Consider the following 23,706-nt stretch of genomic DNA (forward strand, 5'->3'; position numbering starts at 1 on the left):
AGGCTCGTTGATGAGAGAAGCCAAAAGAAACAAAGCATGGATCTCCAGAATGGTTGCAGGGGTGATGGTTCTTCAGCTTGTAGCTCCCGGAATCTCGGCTGCAGCCGAAGCTGGAGTGAGTACCCGGGAGGCGTTCACCCCTAAGGCTGACACAGGATTATCGGTTACGGATGCGGTCTATCCTATTCCTAAGGCTGACGAGGGGTTGTCAGTTACGGATACAGTCTACCAAATCCAGAATCCGGGATTTGAAACCGGGGATATGATGGGCTGGACAGTTGTCAATGGTGAAGCGTTCGGTCCGGACAGTGTATCGGACGAAACCACTTGGTGGGCGGAACAAATCCCGTACAATCAGGAAGGTGCTTATCATCTAAACGGCTGGAAGAATGATGAGGCTGCGACCGGCGTGCTTCGTTCCAGCACTTTCGAGCTGGGCGGCAGCGGCTGGGTCAGCTTCAAGCTAGGTGGCGCGAAAAATCCAAACACAGCCTATGTAAATATCGTGGAAGCCCAGACAGGTCAAGTGATTGCCCGGTACGGCAATAGCGCTTTCGCGGACGTTGGTTTCCCGAATCCCTCACAGGGCCTGCGGCTTGCCAATATGGAGCAATATAAGGCAGATCTTTCCGAATATCTAGGCAAGAAGCTGTATGTGGAGATCGTCGATAATGCAACTGCGGACTGGGGAGTGGTATTTGCGGATGCGTTCTTCATGTACCATGAATCCGAGCCTGCGGAAGGCATTGTTGCCACGGATATTAAGCCGGATATTGAATTAACCAGTCCCTATGAAGTCGATAATCCAGGTTTTGAAACCGGGGATATGTCAGGCTGGACGGTTGTCAGAGGACAAGCGTTCGGTCAGGACAGTGTATCGGACGAAGCCACCTGGTGGGCGGAACAAATTCCGTACAACCAGGAAGGGGACTTTCATTTAAACGGCTGGAAGCATGACGAGGCTGCGACCGGTGTGCTTCGTTCCAGTACCTTCGAGCTGAGCGGCAGCGGCTGGATCAGCTTCAAGCTTGGCGGTGCCAAAAATCCAAACAAGGCCTATATAAATGTCGTGGAGGCTGAATCGGGACAAGTGATTGCCCGGTATGGCAATAGCGCCTTCGCGGACGTGGGTTTCCCAAATCCCGCACAGGGCTTACGGCTTGCCAATATGGAGCAATATAAGGCGGATCTTTCCGGATATTTGGGCAAAAAGCTGTATGTGGAGATCGTCGACAACGCAACCGCGGATTGGGGTGTGATCTTTGCGGATGCTTTCTTCATGTACCATGAAGCCGAGCCGGCTGAAGGAATTGCCGCCACGGATATCAAGCCGGATTTCAAACGCTATCAAATTGAGAATCCCAGCTTTGAAACCGGGAACTTAACAGGCTGGACGGTTGAAGAAGGAGAAGCGTTTGGTCCGAACAGCGTGTCGGATGAAACCACCTTTTGGGTTGAACAAATCCCGTATAACCAGGAAGGCACTTATCATTTAAACGGGTTGAAGTATAACGAGACTTCGACAGGTAAGCTTCGTTCCAGCACCTTCGAGCTGGGCGGAACAGGCTGGATTACCTTCAGACTGGGCGGAGGCAAGCATACGGATCAAGTATACGTGAACGTCATTAATGCCGATACAGGGGACATGATCGCCAGGTACGGCAACACCGAATTTAACGAGTCCGGATTCCCGGATCCGGCACAGGGCCTGAGACTCGCGAATATGGAGCAATATAAAGCTGATCTCTCCAAGTACATCGGGAAGAAGCTGTATGTGGAGATCGTCGATAATGGGTACGCAGATTGGGGAGTAATCTTTGCGGACGCCTTTCACACCTTCAATGAACTGGTACCTGAAGAAGGAGTGATGGCAGATAATATAATGCCGAACGAAATCCGGAATCCCGGGTTTGAAACCGGGAATTTAGAGAGCTGGACCGCCCAGGACAACGCTTTTCAAGTGAGCAATGATGCCCAGGCTGGTAAAGAAGGTAACTATTATGCCAAATCCTCCTTGGAAGGACAGGGCTCGATTACCTCTAGTACCTTCACACTTCAGGGAACCGGGACAATTAACTTCACTGTTTTAGACATCATTAATCCGCAGGAAGCCTACGTGGCATTATATGATGCCGGCACTAACACGCTGCTTGAGAAGACCGGGAACGTCAGTGCGAATGAGCAGATATCCTGGAAAATGCAGAAGCACTACAATAAGAGGCTTTATATCAAGGTTATCGATCAATCCAATCAAGCCCGTATTTCCGTTGACGCTTTTCGAGCGAATAATACGGGAACCATTTTCTACATGAGCCTTGATGAAGGCGCAGGAAAAAAGGCGCTTGAGGAAGTAAGCAATCTTGAGCATGATGTAAACTATGTATTTAATGACGCCAGATACATGGACTCCAAAGATCCAAGATGGACTCCGCGCGGAGTAAAAGGCGGGGCCTTGCTATTCGATGGATACTCAAATGATATTGAGATCGACGCAAAGGATACCGTTCCTGTAAGTGACGCGTTAACGCTTGAAGCCTGGGTTGCCCCGCGCAGCTACGAGTGGGGAGACGGAAACAAGCTGTCTGCTATAGTGAACCAGTCCGATCAGGATAAGACGGAAGGATTCGCTTTGGGGATGTACCGCCACGGCACATGGTCGATGCAGGTTGGGATCGGCGGACAGTGGATTCAGGTATGGGTCAAGGACCATCCGCTCGAAAAATACAAATGGAATTACGTTGCAGCTACGTTCGACAAAAAGGACGGAATTATTAAATTATATCTAAATGGTCAGGAAGTAGCTTCTCAGGCAACTCCTGTTAATGTTCCGGTTACACCTTCTACGGAAAAGCTGATTATCGGAAAAAACAATAGATCTGCAGAGTTTGCAGGGTTGTTCTCCTACAATATGTTCAGCGGACTTATCGATGAAGTGAAACTGCAGAACAAAGCGCTTACGGGGCAGGAGATCCTTGCTGAATATGAGAATGTGAAGGCGCTTCACGGCGGGATGGTTCCAGAAATTCCGAATGGTGACATTGACGAGGATCCTAGTGTATTTGACGGTGATCAGCACCGTCCACAGTACCATGCGATGCCTCCGCAAAACTGGATGAATGAAGCGCATGCACCAATTTATTATAACGGCCAGTATCATTTATTTTATCAGCATAACCCGCAAGGTCCGTTCTGGCATCAAATCCACTGGGGACATTGGGTGAGTGACGATATGGTGCATTGGAAAAATGTGAGGCCGGCACTTGCGCCGGAAGCGGGTACTCTTGACCCGGATGGTGCATGGTCTGGCAGCGCAGCTTATGACCGTGACGGCAATCCCGTGCTTTTCTATACTGCCGGCAATGACGCTTTGTCACCCAATCAAAGAACAGGCCTGGCGACGCCGGCAGATCTGTCGGACCCTAATTTGGAGCAATGGGTGAAATATCCTGAGCCGGTGACGGAGCAGAACGGAAACGGTATCCATAATGAGTTCCGCGACCCTTTTGTATGGTATGACCAAGAGACAGATAAGTGGTATCAGCTGGTGACATCCGGCCTTCAAGACTTCAGCAGCGGTACAGCACTGGTGTATGTATCTGACGATATGTACAACTGGGAGTATAAGGGGCCTTTATACGTTAGTGACAGAAATCTTTATCCAGAGCTCGGTACGGTATGGGAACTGCCGGTATTATTGCCGCTGGGTGAGGATAGTACAGGACAACAAAAATACATTTTCATGGTTAATCCCCATGAGAAGCCGGAGCAGGTTCCTCCAGCTGATGATGTGCTAAGAGATGTTGAAGTCTTTTACTGGATTGGAACCTGGGATAGAGATAACTTCAAGTTTATACCTGATCAGGACGCACCCACCAAAATGGATGTGGGAGACGGATATTTAACCGCCGAGAGCGGGATGGTTACACCAGACGGAAGAACGGTCGTATACTCCATGGTGCAAAATGTAAGAACGCCGCAGGCTGAATATCAGGCTGGATGGGCTCATAATCTGGCACTGCCCGTTTCCCTGAGCCTGGATGAACACGATGAACTTCGCATTGAGCCCATTGAAGAATTGCAGAGTCTCCGGGGAGATAAGGTAGTTGATTTCACGGACGAAAATTTGGCTGCCGCCAATCAATTAATCCATAATGTCAAAGGTGACATGCTGGAGATTGTGATGGAAATTGATCCGGGTGAAGCCCAGAAATTCGGTCTCAAAGTGCGTCGCTCCGATAACGGCCAGGAGGAAACACTGATTTACTATGACAAGACGAACGGGACCTTCAATGTGAACCGGACCAAGAGCAGCATTGATCCGGATGTACGCGTAGACGGGATTCAAGGCGGGGCCGTGGATCTGGACGGAGAGAATCTGAAGCTGCATATTTTCCTTGACCGTTCGGTTGTTGAAGCCTTTGCCAATGATAAGAAAAAGCTGACAACCAGAGTCTATGTAGGCCGATACGATTCTTTGGGCTTACAGGTTTGGGCTGACAACGATATTACAGTCAAGTCCATGGAAGTATGGAGTATGAATGCATTGACGGGTGAACCGGCTGCTCCGGTCGATGTGCCTGACAACTGGGACAATTCGGTGTATACCGATATTACGGAGCTGCCAAACCATGATTTTGCTACAGGAGACCTAACAGGCTGGATTACTGAAGGAGACGCCTTCCAGGATGTTCATGTGACCGATGCCAAGTTCTTCTGGGACACGATCTACTTCAATCCGTCGCATAAAATTCCGGGCGGCTATCATTTATGGGGCTTCAACGAAGAAGCCGGAGGTGACAGCTTAACGGGAACGCTGAAATCACAGAATTTCGTGCTTGGCGGGAACGGCAAGCTCAATTTCCTGGTTAGCGGCGGGCGTGATCTCGATAAGCTGTATGTTGCGCTAGTCCGGGCCTCGGACGGCAAAGAGTTGTTTAAAGAGACTGCCACGAATTATGAGGAGTATCAGCGGAAGATTTGGGATGCTTCGCAGTATATCGGCGAGGAGCTCTATATTAAGGTAGTTGACCAATCCACAGGCGGCTTCGGACATATTAATGTCGATGATTTCAATGTACCGGTTAAGGTGCAGAATCCGGCGAATCCGAATAACCCAACTGACCCAACTGACCCAACTGACCCTGCCGGTCCACCTGACCCAACCGGTCCAAGTGAACCAGCCAACCCGACTGACACAGCCGTTCCAAGCAGTCCTCCGGGTAAACCGGTGGTTCCGGCAAGCAAGCCGGAGAGTCAGAATAGCCTGTTATTCGAGTTGGGAAAAGGCGAGCGACAGGTACTATTCCCTGCGACTCTGGCAGCCAATGACGGTAAGAATGCGCTGAAGATCAAGCATGCAGATGTGGAGATTGAAGTTCCCGCAGAAGTATTGAAGGATTTACAGGCAATGGTTACGGGCAGTGAGCTTGGGCAGGCGAAGATCTCTTTTGAAATGGAACCTTTAACTTCAGAGCAGAGCAAAGAGCGGGTTGGGCAAATTGGACAAAGAAATCAGGCAGCCATTTCAGTGGCTGGAGAGATCTACGAATTCAAATTGTCTATTGTAAAGCCCGACGGAACGAAGCTGACGCTTGAGAAGTTCTCCAAACCCATCACAATCAGATTGGGCTCACAGGAGGATTCCCGCCAAGATATAACGGGCATTTATTACATCCCAGATGACGGCAGTCTGGAATATATGGGTGGAACCTATGCAGACGGTAAATGGACGGCAAAGGTGAGTCATTTCAGCAAGTATGCCGTCCTTACTTATGATAAATCCTTTGAAGATGTGAATGCCTCTTATTGGGCCTATGACGTAATCAAAAGAATGGCTGCAAAGCAAATTGTCCTGGGTGTGAGTGAGACGGATTTCGCACCAAAGCAAAAGGTAAGCAGAGCGGAGTTCGCTTCCCTGATCACCCGGGCACTTGGAATAACGGGGACGAACTTAACCGCATTCAAGGATGTAGGACCTGAGCATTGGTATGCATCTTCTATTGCCGCAGCATACGAAGCGGGGATTGTAACAGGAAGAAGCACAGATACCTTTGCACCTGAGGAAACGATAAGCCGTGAAGAAATGGCATCCATGATCTACAAGGCGTATCTGTTCCATACAGGACAGAATCCTGTCTTCGGTCAAAGGAGTAGTTTCAATGATGCCGGTACGATTAGTGCATGGGCTGCAGATGCAGTGGCTGCCTCACAGGAACTCGGATTAGTTACCGGGCGCGGCAACCAGTTATTCATGCCACATGAAACGGTAAATCGTGCGGAAAGCGCGCAAATCATCTCGCTGTTGCTGGATAAAGTCAATCAATAATGGCTAAGGGAAAGCCGGGGAGGCAAGGTGATGTCCGCCTTCGCCATGACTCCGGCTTTCTCTACGGTTATACCGAGTATCATCATACTCAAGAAGGATGGAGGAATTATTAATGAAAGAATTTTTTTATCGTCCGGACAACGCTTGGGTAGGGGATGTCATCCCTTATTATGAAGACGGAGAGTTTAAGCTATTTTATCTGCACGGGTGGAGAGACAACTACCGGGAAGGTCTCGATCATGGCTGGCATTTGCTTGGCACGAAAGATTTCGTGAACTATAGGGAAGATGGAGCTTGCAAAATTGAAGGCGGGACCGGCCATATTCTCAAAGTGGATGATGTCTATCATATGTTTTACTGTATCTTTCCAGAAGGGAAGCAGTTCGCCTGCCATGCGATCAGCAAGGATATGAAAACATGGGAGCCGATTCCCGAAGATACTTTTGGTCCGGACGGCGAAATTTATGAGCTGGCGGACTGGCGTGATCCCTTTGTATTCTGGAATGAAGAAGAAGGCCAATACTGGATGCTGATCGCTGCCCTGGCGAAGGGACCGACGAGCCGGAAAGGCTGCACCGGTCTGCTGTCGTCCAAGGATCTCAAGCATTGGGAGTACCGGGAGCCGCTGTATGCACCGAACCTGCATGTAGGCGCACATGAGTGCCCGGACTTGTTCCGGATGGGAGACTGGTGGTACCTGATCTATTCTTCCTATACAGGGCGTTTCGGCACCTTTTACCGGATGAGCCGTTCCTTGAACGGACCGTGGATTACTCCGCAGGAAGAAGCCTTTGATGGACGGGCCTATTATGCCGCCAAGTCGGTATCCGATGGGCAGAAACGTTATCTGTTCGGCTGGAATCCGACGAAGGATGACGATCTGTTCGGCTGGAACCCGCCCAAAGCTACAGGCAAAGACTATGACACCTGGGATTGGGGCGGCAATATGATTGTTCATGAGATTATACAACGCCAAGACGGAACGCTGGGCGTGAACGTCCCCGAAAGCGTTGATTCTGCTTTTGCCAAGCAGGTGCCTGTGGACTTCCATGGAGTCGCCGGAGACTGGTCGATCACGGACGATGTGCTGCTCTGTGAATCTCCTTATGCTTTTGCAGGTTGTATCACACAGGAGGAGTTGCCCGATCAGTGCAAGATTTCTACAGCCGTTCGTTTCTCGGGGGCGACCCAGGGGCTGGGGTTCATGCTTCGGGCCGGAGAAAGTCTTGATTTTGCCTACTATATCACGCTGGAGCCCCAGCGCAGCCGAATTACCTTCCGTGGGCCAATTATGCAATCTGAAGAGGGAGGTAAAACCTTCCCTTATGATGTGGAGCTGGAACGTCCGCTGAAGCTGCTGCCGGAACAGGAATATGAGCTGAAGGTGTTTATAGACGGCACGATTTGCGAAATTTATGTCGGCGGGGACGTGGCGATGAGTGCCAGAATGTACGACATTCAGCAAGGAAAGCTTGCCGTATTCGTTAGCCAGGGTACAGCAGAGTTTAAAAAGGTCAAGGTAGAAACTCTCTAAGAGCTTTCGGAATAAGAAAATATTATACAAAGTCTATTTGGTTACATAGGGCGCCCTGGCGCCCTTTACCCCTTAGTTAAGAATGTGGAGCCGGCGCTTGCGTAAGACTATGAGACAGAAGGGCAGCTTTTATCCTCCATTGCATACCCTCATGATATCGCTCCTACTCTAAAGGTACAAATAGATGTACTATGTTCATTTAAATTGCCTTCTTTGCAAATGGATCACTTGAGCTTATGATGGTTTCAAGGCTGATAACCAACTATAAGCATTGTTATATAATTAGCAAGCTAATGATTATTGTAACATAATCCCTAAAGGAGACCAATTAAATGAATACTACGCTTGAACTGCTACACAATCATACCTCCGTTCGTTCTTATACCCGTCAACCCCTGACAGATGAACAACGGGATGCAATCTTTAAGGCGGCGAATCAGACTTCATCGTTCAGCCTTCTGCAGGCTGTTTCCATCATTAGAATCACCAATCCGGGCCTGCGTAAAAAGGTGATGCAGCTCTGTGTCAATCAGCCTTATATTGAAGAAGCGGCTGAGTTTTGGATTTTCTGCTCTGACTTCAACCGGAATCATCAAATTGCCCCGGATGTTGATATTGAGTATACTGAATTTCTTCTGATCGGTTCACTGGACGCCGGGCTGATGGCGCAAAATGCCTTAACCGCAGCAGAATCCATGGGACTTGGCGGCGTATTTATAGGCGGGGTTAAAGCTAATATCAAAGAGTTAACGGAACTATTGAACCTACCTAAGTATGTGATTCCATTGGTGGGACTATGTATCGGTGTTCCGGCTGGAGATAAGCCTGCACTGAAGCCGCGGTTACCCCAATCCATGGTATTGCTTGAAAACCAATATCAGCCACTCGATAAAAAGCAATTAGCCGCTTATGATGAAACGATGCTGAAGTATTATGAGGGCCGTCCCGTTAAAGCTCCGTTCACCGTGAAAAAAGTAAAAGGATGGAGTGAGCATATACAGGATCATCTCGAAAGAAGTATTCTGCCAGAAATGCTGGAATACTTAAATAAGCAAGGATATGCCAATAAGTAAAAGGCCATCAAGTGATGTGGCGCCTGCTTTTAAGATAGCTTTTAAGCAGATGGAGAGGAGCTTCTTGTAAGTTCTACTCGCGAATTTACTTAGCAGGCTAAATAGAATCATGAACGGATACTTGGGAGGAATCAAAATGAAGTTTGGAATTATAGGTGCAGGGCCAATCGGGTCAAACATCTCTAGGAAATTAGTTGAGAATGGGCATGATGTGAAGATTGCAGATGCTCGCGGGCTTGAACATTTGGAAGGTAAAAAACTTACAGGAACATCGGTGAGTGTCGAAGAGGTAATTACAAATATTGATGTTCTAATCATATCGATCCCTTTCCACGCACTGCCTGGCATTCGTAAAGTTGTAGATAAAGTTGGAGAGGGAGTTGTTGTGGTTGACACTTCAAATTATTATCCGCAAATAAGCGGTATAATTGAAGAAATTGAGATCGGGATGGTTGAAAGTGTCTGGGTTTCAAATCAATTAGGCAGACCCATTATTAAAGCCTTCAACAATTTATTAGCCTATACTTTAGAACATGGCGGAACTCCAGAGGGCAGTAGTGGACGTATTGCTACAGCGGTTGCCGGTAATGATCTGCAGCAAAAGCAAAAAGTTATGAGTATAGTAAATGAACTTGGCTTTGATCCGGTAGATAGTGGTTCTATAAATGAATCATGGAGACAGCAGCCAGGAACTCCGGCATACTGCACAGAACTAACCAAAGAGGAATTATCCTCTGCATTAAAAAAAGCAAATAAACAAAAAGCTCCATTCCTAAGGGACAAAGTGATTGAGAACCTGTCAACAGCTGCAGGAAGATATTCACATGAAGATATTGTTAATTTAAACAGAGAAATATATAGTTGAATTAAGTATTCCAATAGCAGCTTCGTTTGCCCTCCGTCCCCGGCATTAGTATAACAAGGGTGTCAGCTCATTTTGAGCTGGGACCCTTGTTTGTTTTTAAGTGCTTTGGCTAACATGTTGTTTTGTTTATGGCGTATCTTTTTGTAAAGATTCGTTGTTGACAATCACTAACTTCCCCCGGAACTTCCCGGTTTCATAATGATCATGTGCTTCGGATATTCCTTGTACAGTAAACGGGAAAATTTCATCCACATGGACTTTAAGCTTATTCTCGCGGACCTGCCGGATAATGGAGGCCAGATCACTTCGGCTAGGCTCGATATAGGCAAACTTGGCTTCGATGCCGCGAGTCTTAGGGTGAGCAGCGATCGACGGGTCTACGAGAGAAATTAGCCTGCCGTTGTCCCGCAGAATCCGGATGTTCTTCTGTTCGGTTGCTCCTATTCCTGTATCTGAATCTATAGCTGCGTCTCTCACCATATCCAGCACGACATCTACTGTACCGGCTGCTTCTGCAAAATCAGTCGTCGTGTAGTCAATGACTTCGTCTGCCCCAAGGTTCAGCACGAATTCGTGATTATACGCTCGGGCTGTGGCAATGACGTAGGCGCCGTGTTGTTTGGCCATTTGAACGGCCAGATGTCCCACGCCGCCTGCGCCTGCATGAATCAGAATCTGCTGGCCGGATTCCAGCTTGCCATACTGGAATAAGGATTGCCAGGCCGACAGAGCAGAGGCCGGCAGGGCGGCAGCTTCCTGGAAGGGAAGCCCGGGCGGAAGGACAACGGCTGAGTTCTCTTCCAGAGCTACGAGGTCTGCGTAACCGCCGCCCAATCTGGAGAGTCCCATGACGCGGTCACCAACCTTAAGCTGTGACACATTCCTTCCTGTTTCCCTCACTATTCCGGCTACTTCAACGCCCAGCACATGCGGGAACCGGACCTGCATCACCTGCTTGAATGCGCCTGAGCGGACCAGCTGGTCTGCGGAGCTTGCAGTTGTGGCATACACCTCGATAAGCACCTGGGTATCGGTAGTGGCGGGGGAAGTGAGAGCCATTTGGGTGAATACTCCGGGATTTCCGTAATTTTGGATAACAATAGCATTCATGACAGAAGCCTCCGATCTCTATGTTTGAACATCTGTTGATTTACGAATAGACGTTCAATATAATGATCGTACCAATGCTGTGTGGCTGCATCAATTGCTGAAATTCCTGAATCCGTTCAGTACTGTACAGAATCGGGAGAAATGTTCAATCAAGAGAACGGGGCCAAGAAGGAGCTGCTTATGGACAGACGGATACGTAAATCGCGGGAAGCTATTATCGAGGCCTTTATCCTGCTGATTGCAGAGAAGAACTTTGAACAAATCACGATAAACGAAATTGCTGAGCGGGCCGATGTAAGCCGGGGCACCGTTTATTTGCATTATACCGACAAATACGATCTGCTGGATCAGTGCATCAGAACCCATTTTGTCCAGTTGATTGACAGCTGCCTGCCATGCGGCGAGCAGGCGCTTTTCCCGACGGAGGCAGCTCTGCTCTACACGTTCCAGTACCTGGATCAGCATGCTTCCTTCTATGCCGCGGCACTGGCCAACAAAGGGGTTCCTGCATTCAGAAACCGTCTGCAGGCCGTACTGCTGCGGGGGTTCGACAAACAGATGGATATGAGCGGGATTAACCGGAAGATGAATAAGGGAATACTGGTGCAATTTCTGGCGGTGGCGATGACCGGTATGATTGAACAGCTGGTTACCCGGGCTACCCCGTATTCCGCAGCAGAGCTGGCAGAACAAGTGTGGGCGCTGATGGAACGCAATCAGATGGTGCCGCAGCCACAGCCAACAGTTTGATCATGAACGGTCAGAACTCAGGTCTTCCGTGTAAGACAATCAGAGGGAACAAGGTTTATGTCCATAGAGATAGAAAAATCGAGCCGGAGGGGCATAGGCCTCTCCGGCTCGATTTATTCATGTGTAAGCTCGCTCCTACACCGGGAAGCAGGGCATAATCGCCTCAGCACTTACAGATCCGGGTCATCTTCTACCTCAATAATCTTATAGCTTATTCCTGCGTTAGCCGCGAGGGGTCACGGAACTCAGCGCCCGGATGGTGATCGGGCAGGCGGGAGGCACCTTTTCCGAATAGACGCTCCCTGAAGGTACCTTCCTCATATTCCTCTTTAAAAATACCCCGGCGCTGCAATACCGGGACGACCAGCTCGATGAAGTCCTCATAGGAAGCAGGCAGAATGTAAGGCTCCAGATTGAAGCCGTCGAGGTCTGTCTCTTCGATCCAGTATTGCATTTTGTCGGCTACTTCTTCGGGCGTGCCAATCACCGTCAAGCCGCGGAAGCCTTTCTGCAGGAAGTCCTCCGCTACCTCACGGACCGTCTTTTTCGACTTACTGTGCTTGGTGAACCGGTCGGTATGGGTCTGACCCATCTCGGTGTGGATATTCTCGAAATAGGAATCGGGATCGAGCCGGGTCAGGTCGATACCTGTGACATTGGCATAGCTGGACAGCGTCGCTTCTGCACTCTGATAGGAGAGGTACTCCGCATGCTTGCGCTCGGCTTCCTCCCTGGTCCGCCCGACGACTACCGACAGACCCGTGAATACTTTAACGGCCGAAGGGTCGCGGCCATATTCGGCAGCTCTGCGGCGGATGTCGCTGATCTGATCCCGCAGCACTTCAATGTTCGGCGCTTTCAGGAAGATGCCCTCGGCATGCTTGGCAGCGAAGGCGCGGCCCCGGTTCGAGCTGCCCGCCTGAAAGATAACCGGTGTCCGCTGCGGGGAAGGCTCGGTCCCGTGATAGCCGGTAAGCTTGAAGTATTTGCCTTCATGAACGATTTTGTGCACTTTGGCCGGATCAGTGAATACACGGTTTTCGCGGTCGATCAGCACGGCATCCTCCTCCCAGCTGCCCTCGAACAGCTTGTAGCTTAGGCTCATATATTCATCCGCCATATCATAACGCTCGTCATGGGGCAGGAACAGATCCTCGCGCCCGAACAGGTCAGCAGCAGACTTGTTGCTGGTGGTCACGACATTCCAGCCAATACGGCCGTTTGTAACATGGTCGAGTGAGGAGAAGCGCCGCGCATTCGAGTAGGGGGCCTCGTAGCTGGTCGAGGTCGTCATCGTGAATGCCAGATTCTTGGTAACCATGGCGAGCGCAGGAATTAGCATCATCGGGTCATTTCCGGGCAAGCCGGTTGCCTCCCGGAAGGCCATCTCCGTCCGCTGCTTCGGGTAGCCGTACGTATCGGCGAAGAACATGAAGTCGAACTTTCCTCTCTCCAGCAGCTGGGCGATATTCTTCCAGTACTCGATCTTGCTGTAATGGACGCGCTGCTGGTCAGGATGTGCCCAGATTCCCTGGGTAAGATGGTTGACACTGTTGACCTCGAATACGCCGAGATGGATCTTTTTCATGTTAATTCCTGCCTTTCCTGGTGATTGGGTTGGAGGATGGTCCTATATCAAATGGCATGCGGCAAAATGTCCCTCGGATGCTTCCCTCTGGACCGGTGTCTCGGTGCGGCACCGGTCCATGGCGTACGGACAGCGGGTATGGAAGGCGCATCCGGAGGGCGGGTCCAGCGGTGAAGGAAGGTCGCCCTCCAGAATGATGCGCTGGCGCCGTGCTGCCGGGTCCGGTACGGGAACAGCCGAGAGCAGGACTTGTGTGTATGGATGAAGCGGGTTCGCGAACAGGCTGTCCGTATCCGCCTCCTCAACCAGCTTGCCAAGATACATAATCCCGATGCGGTCGGAGATGTGCCGGACGACAGCAATGTCGTGGGCGATGAACAGATAAGTGAGCTTCAGCTCGGCCTGCAGCCGGCGCATCAGGTTAATGATCTGAGATTGGATAATAACATCGAGTGCAGATACGGGCTCGTCGCAGATGACGATCCGCGGATTAAGGATAAGCGCGCGGGCAAGTCCAATCCGCTGCCGTTGTCCGCCGGACAGCTCGTGGGGCAGCCGGTAATAGTGCTCCATCTGCAAGCCAACGGTGTGAAGCATTTCCATCGCATGCAGGGTCCGTTCCTTTGGCGTACCGATGCGGTGAATGGCCAGTGCCTCCTCCAGCGCCTGGCCGATAATCTGACGGGGATTCAGAGAGGAGAAGGGGTCCTGGAAAACCATCTGCAGCTCACGGCGGTAGTTCTGAAACGCTTTGCGCGGCTGCTTGAACAGATCGACCCCCTGATAGAACGCTTCTCCGTCTGTAGGCTCTGTCAATCGGAGCAGCGACTTGCCGAGCGTGCTCTTGCCGCAGCCGGATTCCCCGACCAGTCCGTAAGTCTCTCCTTCCCGGAGGTCAAAGGAGACACCGTCGACGGCCTTGACGACGGACTGGCGGAAGCCTGCCTGATTGGCGGCGGAATAATATTTCTTCAGACCGTTGACCCGCAGAAGCGGCTCGGCTGCTAATTCCCTGTGTTGTATCGTTGTCGTTATCATCTGTCAGACCTCCATTCCGCTCAGCTTGCCGGCATGCCAGCATCTGACCAGGGTATCGCTGCCTGGCAGCGCGGCAAGCTGAGGCATAGCAGTCCGGCACTTGTCATCCGCATAGGAGCAGCGCGGCGCGAACCGGCAGCCTTGCGGAATCTGATCAAGGGAGGGGACACTTCCCGGAACGGCAGCCAGCTCTTGGGAGCGGTCTCCGTCCAGACGGGGAACCGATTGCATCAGCCCGATCGTGTAAGGATGAAGAGGCTTCTCGAACAGGGTACGGACATCGCCGCTCTCGACCACCTGGCCAAGGTACATGACGACGACCCGGCTGCATGCTTCGGCCACGACGCCGAGGTCATGGGTGATGAGCATGACGCTCATGCCCATTCTGCGGTTAAGGTCTAAGATCAGCTCCAGAATCTGCGCTTGAATGGTTACGTCCAGTGCAGTCGTCGGCTCATCGGCAATGAGCAGCTGCGGCTCGCAGGCAAGAGCAATGGCAATCATGACGCGCTGGCGCATGCCGCCTGAGAGCTGATGGGGATATTCGCGTGCTCTCCGTTCGGGAGCAGGAATACCGGTTAGCCGCAGCAGCCCGATGGCCTTCGTCCAGGCTTCTTTTTTGCCAATGGGCCGGTGCAGCCGCAGCGTCTCGACGATCTGCTCTCCAATGGTGTGAACCGGATTCAGAGAGCTGAGCGGGTCCTGAAAGATCATAGAAATTTCATTGCCGCGGACACTGCGCATCTGTTTAGGGGTGAGCTTAAGCAGATCAATGCCGTTGTAGCGAATCTCCCCTTCGTATTCTGCGAGCCTTTTCTCGTCGAATAGCCGCAGTACGGACTGGGCAGTGGCGCTTTTGCCGCACCCGGATTCCCCAACGATTCCTACGACCTCTCCTTTACCCACCTCGAACGATACCCCGTCCACTGCGGGTACCCGGCCGCGTTCCGTATGGAGCTGAGTCTTAAGCTCCCTAATCTGCAGAAGCGGCTCATCCGCCGCAGCGGAACCCGCTTGAAACGAAACGGGACGCTGTTTCAGCGGTTGGACCAAGCGTTTGGTCAACGAACGGCGGGCATGGGGATCGAGCAGATCCCGGAGGCCGTCGCCGAACAGGTTCATCGCGAGCACGACGAGGACAAGCGCAAGGCCGGGAAAGAGGGTCATCCATGACGAGTTGTAAATATACAGCTTGCCGTCCGACAGCAGGTTCCCGAGACTTGGCGTAGGAGCGGGAATGCCTGCACCAAGGAAGCTGAGCGCCGCCTCCACGATAATTGCCTCGGCAAAGATGAAGGAGCCTTGAACAATAAGCGTGGACAGGGTGCCGGGCAGAATATGCTTCCAGATAATCCGGTTGTGTGACGCGCCCAAGGTATGCATGGCTTCAATATAGGTCGTCTCCTTGGCAGTCAGCACCGAGGAACGGACGATCCGGGCAATGGAAGGGACGAAGACGATGATCAGGCAGAGGATCAGATTGCCGACGCTCGGCCCTAGCGCGGCCATCATTGCTATCGCCAGCAGCACGGCCGGAAAAGCGAATAGACCATCCATCACGCGCATCAGAATCTGATCCAGCCATTTGAAATAGCCGGCGTACAGGCCAATGACGAGACCGATTGCCGACGAACCAAGCGCGACCGCGAAGCCGACTTCGGCCGACATCCGCGTTCCGTATACGACCCGCGTCAGCAGGTCGCGGCCAAAGTTGTCCGTACCGAACGGATATACGGCGCTTGGAGCCTTAAGACGGTTGACGACGTCGATAGCGTAGGGATCGCGGCTTGCGATCCAGGGCGCGAACAGCGAAACGGCAGCGACCAGTGCAATGAGCACACTGCCGGTAACCGCGGCTTTGTTGACCAAGAATCTCCGCACGAACAGTTTGCGGTTCTCCCGCTTCAGGCGGAGCCTGCGGGCAGCCAATTCATCCGCCTTTATCTCCAATAGGGGCATTAGCAATAGTTCTCCTTTCCCTCCGTTATTTGAGTCTGACCCTCGGATCGACGATCGTGCAGAGCAGATCCACGACGAGATTGACCATGACATAAGCGAAGGCGACGAACAGGATAACCCCTTGGATAACCGCGTAATCCCTTCGCTGTACCGAGTTGACAAGCAATTGTCCCATACCGGGGATATTAAAAATGGATTCAATGACGGCTGCACCGGCAAGCAGAGCGCCAAATGATCCGCCAATCACCGTCAATATCGGCAGCAGCGCGTTGCGCAGGACGTGACGGTATACGATGCCCTGCTCGCTGACGCCTTTGGCAAGCGCCGTCTTGACGAAGCCTTCGTTCAGCACTTCAAGCATTGAGGAGCGGGTAACTCTTGCCAGCAAGGCGGCTTGGACAATGCCGAGCGAGAGGGCCGGCAGGATCAGATACTTCAGGTGTGTTATCAGGCCGTCAGAGAGCGGCTTGTAGCCGGACACGGGAAGCCATTTAAGCTGTACGGAAAAAAGCAGCACCGTGAACATGCTGAGTACGAACCCGGGAACCGTGATGCCAAACAGCGAAAATCCTGTCAACGCCTTGTCCGCAAGCTCTCCTCTTCTGGAGGCTGCACGAACACCGAAGGGAACCGCGATGACAATGGCGATAAGCTCTGCCAGCACGGCAAGCGAGAAGGTCGGGCCCAGATGCTCGGCCAGTGCTGTGCGGACCGGCTGCCTCATGAAGAAGGAGTCGCCAAGCTCGCCTTGCAGCGTATGTCCGATCCACCGCAGATATTGCGGGAGAAGAGGCAGGTTCAGACCCATTTGCTCCCGCAGCGCCTCAATCGTTTCCGGACTGGCGCCATCGCCAAGCATGACGGCAGCGGGATCACCGGGAATCAGATAGATGATGAGGAAGACGATCACGGACAGGACGAAGAGTACAGGAATCATGGCCAGCAGCCGTCTTGTAATGTAAAATGCCAAGAATGGAGCCTCCTTCCAGGCGGGTGATGAAGGACAAGGGCCGCATGCAATCCCTGGGGGATTCATGCGGCTCCGGTTTGCTTTATTGGGACAGTTTCGTATTGGCCAGATTTGGATAACCTGCCAGCGTGGTCAATCCTGTCAGCTTGTCACGTGTTGCGCTCTGGGAGTAGGTGTCACCGATCTTGACGGCGGCGAGATATTCCCACTCGTACTGCTGCAGCGCATCGTTGGCTGTCTTGATCTCCTCCGGTGTGGAGGCTGCGGTCAGCTGCTTGGTCAGCTCAGCGAGCTTAGCATCTTCAGCGAAGCCGTAGGTCGGATTCAGGTAGAGCAGCTGGGAAGGGGTGGACGGCATGGTGAACAGTCCAACATAGATGTCCCAGGCGTTCGGGTCAGCGCGTTTTTTCAGCAGGGTTGCGAAGTCGTTGATATCCAGCTTGGTCTTCACACCGATGGCTTCCAGTTCCTTCTGGAGGACGATTGTTGCGTTATAGAAGGAGCCGCCGAGCTCTTTGGTCGTAAGCAGGGTTACTTCCTGGCCGCTGTAGCCGGCTTCTTGAAGCAGCTGCTTCGCCTTATCCGGATTCTTCTGATTATAGTTCTCCTTGCCGGCTTCGCTGTACCAGGTCGTATTCTCCGGATACATGTAGCTCGGGTTAAGGCGGTACAAGTCCGGAGAATTCACTGTTCCAAGCAGAATCTCATCGGCGTCCAGCACGGCGGCTACCGCTTCGCGGTATTTGATGTTCGAGAACAGCGGAGACTTCTTATTGAACACCAGGTTGATATCCGATCCGAGGTTCTTGTTCACCGTCACACCTGCAAGGCCTTCAACCTGCGGCAGATTGTCTAGAGTAACATCAACGTAATCGTAAGTGCCCGCGAGGAACGAAGAGAAGCGTGTCGCGCTGTCTGTGACGATATCGAAATAGATATCCTGGAGATAGGCTTCTTTCTTGCCGGAGAGACCGGAAGCGGGGGTGTCGATGGATTGATAGTCATCGAACTTCGCAACATGTACGTACTGGTCCTGCTTCCATTCAACGAGCTTGAACGGGCCGGTACCGATGTATTCCTTCACGCCGTCCGGTCCGGCTGCCTCTACGATTTCCTTAGGCAAGATCGCGGCATTGTTAAGCACATGGCTTAATTGAGAGATAATGTCGTTGCGGGGCTCGCTCAGCGCAAGCTCGACGGTGTAATCATCTTTTATCGTAAACTCTGATTCTCCCAGCGAGGCTTGCGCACGGCCGGTCAGTGACTTCCAGCGGTTGAGGGAAGCGGTGACATCCTCCGCCTTCAGCTCTTTGCCGTTGTGGAACTTGACACCCTGACGCAGATGGAAGGTATACGTCTTGCCGTCCTCGCTCAGATCGTAGGATTCGGCCAGCATCGGAACCGGGTTGAAGTTGGCATCGAAGGCAAACAGCCCTTCAAAAATATTCAGCGTTACATAAACATTGGTATTAAGCGACAAGTGCGGATCCAGCGTCGGCACCTGCTGGGCGAGCGGGAAGCGCAGCTCTGAAGCCAGGTTCTCCGGGGCCGGCTCAGCCGTTCCGGGAGCGCTGGCATCCGCGCCTGAGGCTGCATTGTTATTGCCGTTGCCCGAAGAGCAGCCGTATACGGCGAGCAGCGAGACAAGCAGCAGTACTAGAATGGAATGGCGGTATAGCTTATTCATCTGGTTTCTCCCCTTAGTCTGGTGTCTAAACTTTATTAATCCAATTAGTATAATCGGATTTAATATATTAAAATTAAATATATATGATTTTATTAAAGATGTATATTGAATCCTTTTAATGGATGCGATCAATAAAACTAAAGTCTGAGGGGATTACGGCTAGGAATCCCAGTCCAGCAGCTTGTCCGCCGCCCGTACGAACAACCGGACACCGGTTTCCAGTGCGGATTCATCGAAAGTGAATTTCGGATGGTGATGGGGGTATACAATGCCTTTATCCGGATTGCCGGCGCCGATGTTGACGAACGTGCCGGGTACCTTCTGCTGATAGGCGGAGAAATCCTCACCGCTCATGCCTGGAGGTGTATGGATGACGGCATTCTGCCCGACCAGCTCACCCGCAGCTTCTTCAAGGATCCGGGTGAGCGCTTCATCGTTAACGACCGGCTCATAGCCGAGGACGTAATCGAATTCAAACTCAGCACCATGCGCCGCCGTAATGCCCTGCACAATGCGCAGTAATTGTTCATGCGCCTCCCGGCGGACCTGCTCTCCGAAGCTGCGGACAGTGCCTTTGAGAATGGCCGTGTCCGGTATAACATTGTGAGATGCTCCGGCAGTGAACTGAGTTACAGAGACAACTAACCGGTCCAGGGGATTCGTGTAGCGGGAGACAATATGCTGTACGTTCGCCACGATCTGGGCGCCGACCGCGATGGTGTCGACAGCCCGGTGCGGGAAGCCGGCATGGCCGCCGTAGCCTTTGATGAATATGGTGAAATTGTCTGGTGAAGCGGCCATATCGCCGTAGGCTATGCCAATCTGCCCGACCGGCAGCTGGGAGGCCAGGTGTTCGCCAAATACCCAATCTACACCGTCCATCACCCCCGCCTCAACCAGCTCAATGGCACCGCCCGGCGGCAGCTCCTCGGCATGCTGGAAGATGAAGCGGATCTCGCCGTGCAGCTTGTCCCGCCGCTCTGTAAGCAGCCGGGCCGCAGCCAGCAGCATGGCTGTATGGCCATCATGGCCACACGCGTGCATGACGCCCGGTTTGCCCGAAGCGAACTCGAACTCATTCTCCTCCAGAATCGGCAGGGCGTCCATATCTGCACGCAGAGCAAGAATCTTGCCCGGCTTGGCGCCGGTCAGCCGTGCGACGACGCTGGTCGGCGTCGGGTGGCTGAGCTCAAGGCCGCCGAAGCTTGCGAGAGTGTCAGTAACGAAGCGGGCGGTGTTCTCCTCCTGGAAGGAGAGCTCGGGATGGCGGTGGAGATGCCGCCGCCAGGCAACGAGCTGCTCCGCCAGACCCTCCGGCCATTCTTCGCGGTTATTCGTTTGCTCTGTCATAGGAACGACCCCTCTCTGTCCGGGTACGGACACTGCTTATTCTCTCTCATAGGCCTGCAGGGCGTTTACGCGGTGGGCCATTGCGGAGCCGGCTTTGAGCACGGTGGCCACAAGGGTTGTCTCGGCCAGCTCTTCTATGGTAATGCCTGCCTCCTTGGCGCGGCGGGTGAAGATTTCGATGGAATACGCGCTGCCTTCGACGAGCGCGGCTCCGACCGCAATCAGCAGCTTCTCTTTCTCCGGGATACTTCCGCCGCGCAGTGAAATCTGCAGGAATTCGTGGAACCCGTTGTAAAGGTCCCCGTTCACGTCCTCAAGCTTGTCAGCCAGTTCAATATTGGAGAGCGGGAAGAGATCGGCGTCCGTGCTGCCTTGGAATGCCTTCAGCGCGTTCGAAGCGTTGAAGAAGGCAGAGTGGGCTTTGACGGCAGCGGCGACAGTCACCGATTCGAAGATTTCTTCGAAAGTGGTTTGCTCGGATTTGGACTTGCCGATATGGGCTTCGATGCAGTAAGGGCATCCGGTGACATGCGATACGGCAACTGCAATCAGCTCCTTAGTCTTCACACTCAGCACTCCGGCTGCCAGAGCCTGCTTGTTGAATTCACCGAATGCCTTGAAGCCTTCGGGAGAGTATGCGAACAGCTTGGCGGAGAAACTCGGGGTGTGGCGGGTATACAGGCTTTTGTTGCTTTCCGGAACTGAGCTGCTTGGATTATTCATAATAGAGGCCTCACTTTTATGGGTTTTTTTAATTCATTGTAATCCGCTTGGATTATTTAATGGCTTGTCTGCTATAATAGGGGAAAAGAAACGAGTTGTATAATTGAAATATATAAAGCTTCGGTTTATAAATAGTAAATCGTTGTGATTGGGAGGTGTGACGCGCTTGGAAATTCGACTTATCAAAACCTTTCAAACCATCGTGAAGCTTGGCAATTTTCAACGGGCGGCGGAGGCGCTGCAGTACTCACAGCCCACCATTACGATTCAGATCAAAAAACTGGAGGAAGAGCTTGGTGTCAAGCTGTTTGAGCGGGGCAAGACCATTACACTGACGACGGCGGGCCGCCTGTTCCATGAGAGAGCAGGGTCGCTGCTGCAGGAATACGATGATCTGAACGTTGCGCTGGTTGATTTCATTCAGGGGGAGACCGGCCTTATCCGCGTCGGCGCTTCTGAGCCGTCGGCCAGCAAACGCCTGCCTGACATCCTGGCATCCTTCACCCGGCAGAAGACGAAGGTGCAGACCAAGGTGACGATCGGTACAACGAAAGAGCTTGCCGGCATGCTGCTGGAGGACAGGCTTGACCTGGTCTTGTGCAACCAGCCAGAGCCGCACCTGGAGCTGGAGTTCTACCCGCTGCTCAAGGAGACCTTCAAGCTGATCGTACCTGATGATCATCCGCTGGCCGGGCGGGAGGATCTTCATCTTAAAGACCTGAAGGATGAGAAATTCCTGTTCACCCCCGGCTCATGCGCCTTCCGCATCCGGATTGAAGAGATGATTACCAAGCATATAGGCAAGCTGCGCCAGAGCAGTATAGAAGTAGCGGGCATTACCGTGATCAAATACTTCGTCCAATCGAAGCTGGGCATTGCGCTTGCGCCGGAAGTGGCGGTAATGCCGCCGATCCCGGGTACAGTGGTGAAGGATGTAGCCGATCTGATGGAGGGGCCTTCCCTTGGAATTCTGACCCGCCGTAATCAGGCTTCCATGAGCCGGATCAGCCAAGGGCTGGTAGAGGAGATCAAACGGATGTATGCCTGAAACAGCTTTGCCCCGGGCGGGTGCAATCCTTGCATTCGCCCGGGGCTTTTCTGCGAAAAGGGGCGGACTTTACTATTTCTAATTGCCGGATTCACTTCTTTCTATTGTACATTCGCCTTGGCATCGGATATCCTCTGTACTTATAGATATTCATATTCTATTAACAAACGGATCATAGAGCAGGAAGGAATGAGTTCTCAGGTGAAAAAAATCCATCTAGGCATCTTCGACATCAATACGCTGAATCAGATGACTCAGGGCTTGTGGGCACATCCGGATAATCAGTCCTACCGGTATAAGGAGCTGAATTTCTGGATTGAGCTGGCCCAGCTTCTGGAGCGGGGGTTGTTCGACTTCATGTTCTTTGCCGATTCGTACGGCTATCCCAATCATAAGCGGGAGCTCACCTACCGGGAGGCGGTGTATGCGCCAGCCAACGACCCGATGCTCCTGATCCCCGCGCTGGCTGCGGCGACTAAACATCTGGCCTTCGTGACTACGGCATCTCCCGTCTATGAGCTGCCTTTCCCGAACGCCCGCCGGTTCTCGACACTGGATCACCTCACCAATGGCCGGATCGGCTGGAACGTGGTTGCCACGGGAGGGATCAGCGGGGCGGAGGCCTTCGGCCGAAGCGGTATTCTGCCGCATGATGAGCGCTATGAGCAGGCGGAGGAGTTCATGGAAGTCAGCTACAAGCTGCTGGAGGGCAGCTGGGAAGAGGATGCTGTCACCGGTGACAAGCTCAGCCGCCGCTATGCCGATTCTTCCAAGGTGCATATCGTCAAGCATGAAGGGCGTTACTTCCAGATGACCGCAGCCCACTCAAGCGAACCGTCGGTTCAGCGGACACCGGTTCTCTTCCAGGCGGGCAGCTCGGACCGCGGACGGGATTTCGCAGCCAAACATGCGGAAGGCGTCTTCCTCAAAGCCCCTACCGTCGAGGCACTGCGCGCACAAGTGCAGGATATCCGCCGGCGGGCGGCTGCCTATGGGAGAGGCCCGGAGCAGATCAAAATCTTCACCGGCTTGTCCGCCGTCGTCGGACGGACGAAGGAGGAAGCGCAGCGGAAGCTGGAATCCTACCGGAGTTATGCCAGCAAAGAAGCGGCACTGCTCACCTATGAGACCTCGACGGGCATCGACCTTACAGCCCTTGACCCGGACGCGCCGTTCACCAATTTGCAGACGGAGCAAGGCCGTACCCATACGGAAAGATACACGAAGCACAGCGGCTTCATTCCTACGGTGCAGGACGTCATCGACAACTTCTCGGCCAAGGAATTCCGGGGAATTACTGTGGCGGGCACAGCAGAAGAGATCGCGGACCAAATGCAGTATTGGGTGGAGGAGACGGGAGTGGACGGCTTCAACTTAGAACGTTACGTCCTGCCCGGAGGACACCGCGACTTCATCGAGCAGGTTGTGCCTGTGCTGCAGCAGCGGGGGATATTCCGGGAGCGGTATGAGGAAACGACGCTCCGCGAGCGGCTGTTTGGAAAGGGAGCCACGCGCCTGGCGGGTACACATCCGGGGGCAGCCTTCCGTAGGCTGGAGGAATAGAGCTTAGCATTGAACAAAGGAAAGAGTGAGACAAGCGCGCTTGAAGCGCCAGGTCTCGCTCTTTTTTTGGAAGCGGTAGGTCTGGTTATTATCTTACTCTGCTTAGATTTGCAGTAATTCCGC

Annotated in this window: 15 protein-coding genes and 1 pseudogene; 7 read left to right on the top strand and 9 right to left on the bottom strand. The window is 52.6% G+C overall.

The genetic code is table 11. From position 1 onward, the window contains the following. Positions 1-10: 10 nt before the first annotated feature. From NYE33_RS14140 to NYE33_RS14155, 4 genes are all read left to right on the top strand, one after another. Complete coding sequence (locus NYE33_RS14140; protein WP_341066183.1) at positions 11-6,325, top strand: GH32 C-terminal domain-containing protein; 6,315 nt, start codon at positions 11-13, stop codon at positions 6,323-6,325. 112 nt (positions 6,326-6,437) lie between these two features. Beyond that, positions 6,438-7,859: a glycoside hydrolase family 32 protein gene (locus NYE33_RS14145; protein ID WP_341066185.1), complete on the top strand. Its 1,422-nt coding sequence runs from the start codon at positions 6,438-6,440 to the stop codon at positions 7,857-7,859. Positions 7,860-8,191: 332 nt separating this feature from the next. Beyond that, complete coding sequence (nfsA, locus tag NYE33_RS14150) at positions 8,192-8,932, top strand: oxygen-insensitive NADPH nitroreductase (RefSeq protein WP_341066187.1); 741 nt, start codon at positions 8,192-8,194, stop codon at positions 8,930-8,932. A gap of 136 nt (positions 8,933-9,068) precedes the next feature. Beyond that, positions 9,069-9,797, top strand: coding sequence for an NADPH-dependent F420 reductase (locus NYE33_RS14155; RefSeq protein WP_341066190.1), 729 nt, complete (start codon positions 9,069-9,071; stop codon positions 9,795-9,797). A 126-nt stretch (positions 9,798-9,923) separates the two neighbouring features. Here the strand turns inward: NYE33_RS14155 and NYE33_RS14160 are convergent, their stop codons facing one another. Further along, positions 9,924-10,907, bottom strand: coding sequence for an NADP-dependent oxidoreductase (locus tag NYE33_RS14160; protein ID WP_341066192.1), 984 nt, complete (start codon positions 10,905-10,907; stop codon positions 9,924-9,926). Positions 10,908-11,048: 141 nt separating this feature from the next. Between NYE33_RS14160 and NYE33_RS14165 the strand changes: the two genes are divergently transcribed. Next, a complete protein-coding gene (locus NYE33_RS14165; protein WP_340943476.1) occupies positions 11,049-11,657 on the top strand; it encodes a TetR/AcrR family transcriptional regulator in 609 nt (202 codons plus the stop codon). Between the two features lie 211 nt (positions 11,658-11,868). Here NYE33_RS14165 and NYE33_RS14170 read toward each other — a convergent pair whose 3' ends face one another. The 8 genes and pseudogenes from NYE33_RS14170 to NYE33_RS14205 form a co-directional block, all read right to left on the bottom strand. Continuing rightward, a complete protein-coding gene (locus tag NYE33_RS14170) occupies positions 11,869-13,245 on the bottom strand; it encodes an LLM class flavin-dependent oxidoreductase (protein WP_341066193.1) in 1,377 nt (458 codons plus the stop codon). 42 nt (positions 13,246-13,287) lie between these two features. Then, the gene (locus NYE33_RS14175; protein WP_341066195.1) at positions 13,288-14,283 is read right to left on the bottom strand and encodes an ABC transporter ATP-binding protein; all 996 of its coding nucleotides are present in this window, start codon (positions 14,281-14,283) and stop codon (positions 13,288-13,290) included. A 3-nt stretch (positions 14,284-14,286) separates the two neighbouring features. After that, positions 14,287-15,324, bottom strand: coding sequence for an ABC transporter ATP-binding protein (locus NYE33_RS14180; RefSeq protein ID WP_341068661.1), 1,038 nt, complete (start codon positions 15,322-15,324; stop codon positions 14,287-14,289). Between the two features lie 42 nt (positions 15,325-15,366). Next, positions 15,367-16,335: pseudogene (locus NYE33_RS14185) on the bottom strand (ABC transporter permease); the annotation flags it as partial. Then, the gene (locus NYE33_RS14190; RefSeq protein WP_156118690.1) at positions 16,268-17,212 is read right to left on the bottom strand and encodes an ABC transporter permease; all 945 of its coding nucleotides are present in this window, start codon (positions 17,210-17,212) and stop codon (positions 16,268-16,270) included. The pseudogene NYE33_RS14185 and the gene NYE33_RS14190, both read right to left, overlap by 68 nt. A gap of 82 nt (positions 17,213-17,294) precedes the next feature. After that, on the bottom strand, positions 17,295-18,899 hold the full coding sequence (locus NYE33_RS14195; RefSeq protein ID WP_341066197.1) for an ABC transporter substrate-binding protein: 1,605 nt from the start codon (positions 18,897-18,899) through the stop codon (positions 17,295-17,297). 159 nt (positions 18,900-19,058) lie between these two features. After that, on the bottom strand, positions 19,059-20,249 hold the full coding sequence (locus NYE33_RS14200; RefSeq protein WP_076243826.1) for an amidohydrolase: 1,191 nt from the start codon (positions 20,247-20,249) through the stop codon (positions 19,059-19,061). Positions 20,250-20,285: 36 nt separating this feature from the next. Continuing rightward, positions 20,286-20,972, bottom strand: coding sequence for a carboxymuconolactone decarboxylase family protein (locus NYE33_RS14205; RefSeq protein WP_341066198.1), 687 nt, complete (start codon positions 20,970-20,972; stop codon positions 20,286-20,288). A 166-nt stretch (positions 20,973-21,138) separates the two neighbouring features. Between NYE33_RS14205 and NYE33_RS14210 the strand changes: the two genes are divergently transcribed. Both NYE33_RS14210 and NYE33_RS14215 read left to right on the top strand, forming a co-directional pair. Beyond that, positions 21,139-22,020 (top strand): LysR family transcriptional regulator, encoded by an 882-nt coding sequence (locus NYE33_RS14210; RefSeq protein ID WP_341066199.1) that lies wholly within the window; start codon positions 21,139-21,141, stop codon positions 22,018-22,020. Positions 22,021-22,209: 189 nt separating this feature from the next. Continuing rightward, the gene (locus NYE33_RS14215; RefSeq protein ID WP_341066200.1) at positions 22,210-23,583 is read left to right on the top strand and encodes an LLM class flavin-dependent oxidoreductase; all 1,374 of its coding nucleotides are present in this window, start codon (positions 22,210-22,212) and stop codon (positions 23,581-23,583) included. Positions 23,584-23,706: the final 123 nt, after the last annotated feature.

Source organism: Paenibacillus sp. FSL R10-2199 (genome assembly GCF_038000235.1).
GTDB lineage: Bacteria > Bacillota > Bacilli > Paenibacillales > Paenibacillaceae > Paenibacillus_AQ > Paenibacillus_AQ phytohabitans.

Excerpts from the sequence above, each read along its gene's own strand:
- NYE33_RS14170 (WP_341066193.1), bottom strand. The coding sequence starts at position 13,245 with ATGAAAAAGATCCATCTCGGCGTATTCGAGGTCAACAGTGTCAACCAT.
- NYE33_RS14145 (WP_341066185.1), top strand. The coding sequence starts at position 6,438 with ATGAAAGAATTTTTTTATCGTCCGGACAACGCTTGGGTAGGGGATGTC.
- NYE33_RS14205 (WP_341066198.1), bottom strand. The coding sequence starts at position 20,972 with ATGAATAATCCAAGCAGCTCAGTTCCGGAAAGCAACAAAAGCCTGTAT.
- NYE33_RS14140 (WP_341066183.1), top strand. The coding sequence starts at position 11 with ATGAGAGAAGCCAAAAGAAACAAAGCATGGATCTCCAGAATGGTTGCA.
- NYE33_RS14160 (WP_341066192.1), bottom strand. The coding sequence starts at position 10,907 with ATGAATGCTATTGTTATCCAAAATTACGGAAATCCCGGAGTATTCACC.
- NYE33_RS14165 (WP_340943476.1), top strand. The coding sequence starts at position 11,049 with ATGTTCAATCAAGAGAACGGGGCCAAGAAGGAGCTGCTTATGGACAGA.
- NYE33_RS14215 (WP_341066200.1), top strand. The coding sequence starts at position 22,210 with ATGAGTTCTCAGGTGAAAAAAATCCATCTAGGCATCTTCGACATCAAT.
- NYE33_RS14200 (WP_076243826.1), bottom strand. The coding sequence starts at position 20,249 with ATGACAGAGCAAACGAATAACCGCGAAGAATGGCCGGAGGGTCTGGCG.
- nfsA (WP_341066187.1), top strand. The coding sequence starts at position 8,192 with ATGAATACTACGCTTGAACTGCTACACAATCATACCTCCGTTCGTTCT.
- NYE33_RS14155 (WP_341066190.1), top strand. The coding sequence starts at position 9,069 with ATGAAGTTTGGAATTATAGGTGCAGGGCCAATCGGGTCAAACATCTCT.
- NYE33_RS14195 (WP_341066197.1), bottom strand. The coding sequence starts at position 18,899 with ATGAATAAGCTATACCGCCATTCCATTCTAGTACTGCTGCTTGTCTCG.
- NYE33_RS14175 (WP_341066195.1), bottom strand. The coding sequence starts at position 14,283 with ATGATAACGACAACGATACAACACAGGGAATTAGCAGCCGAGCCGCTT.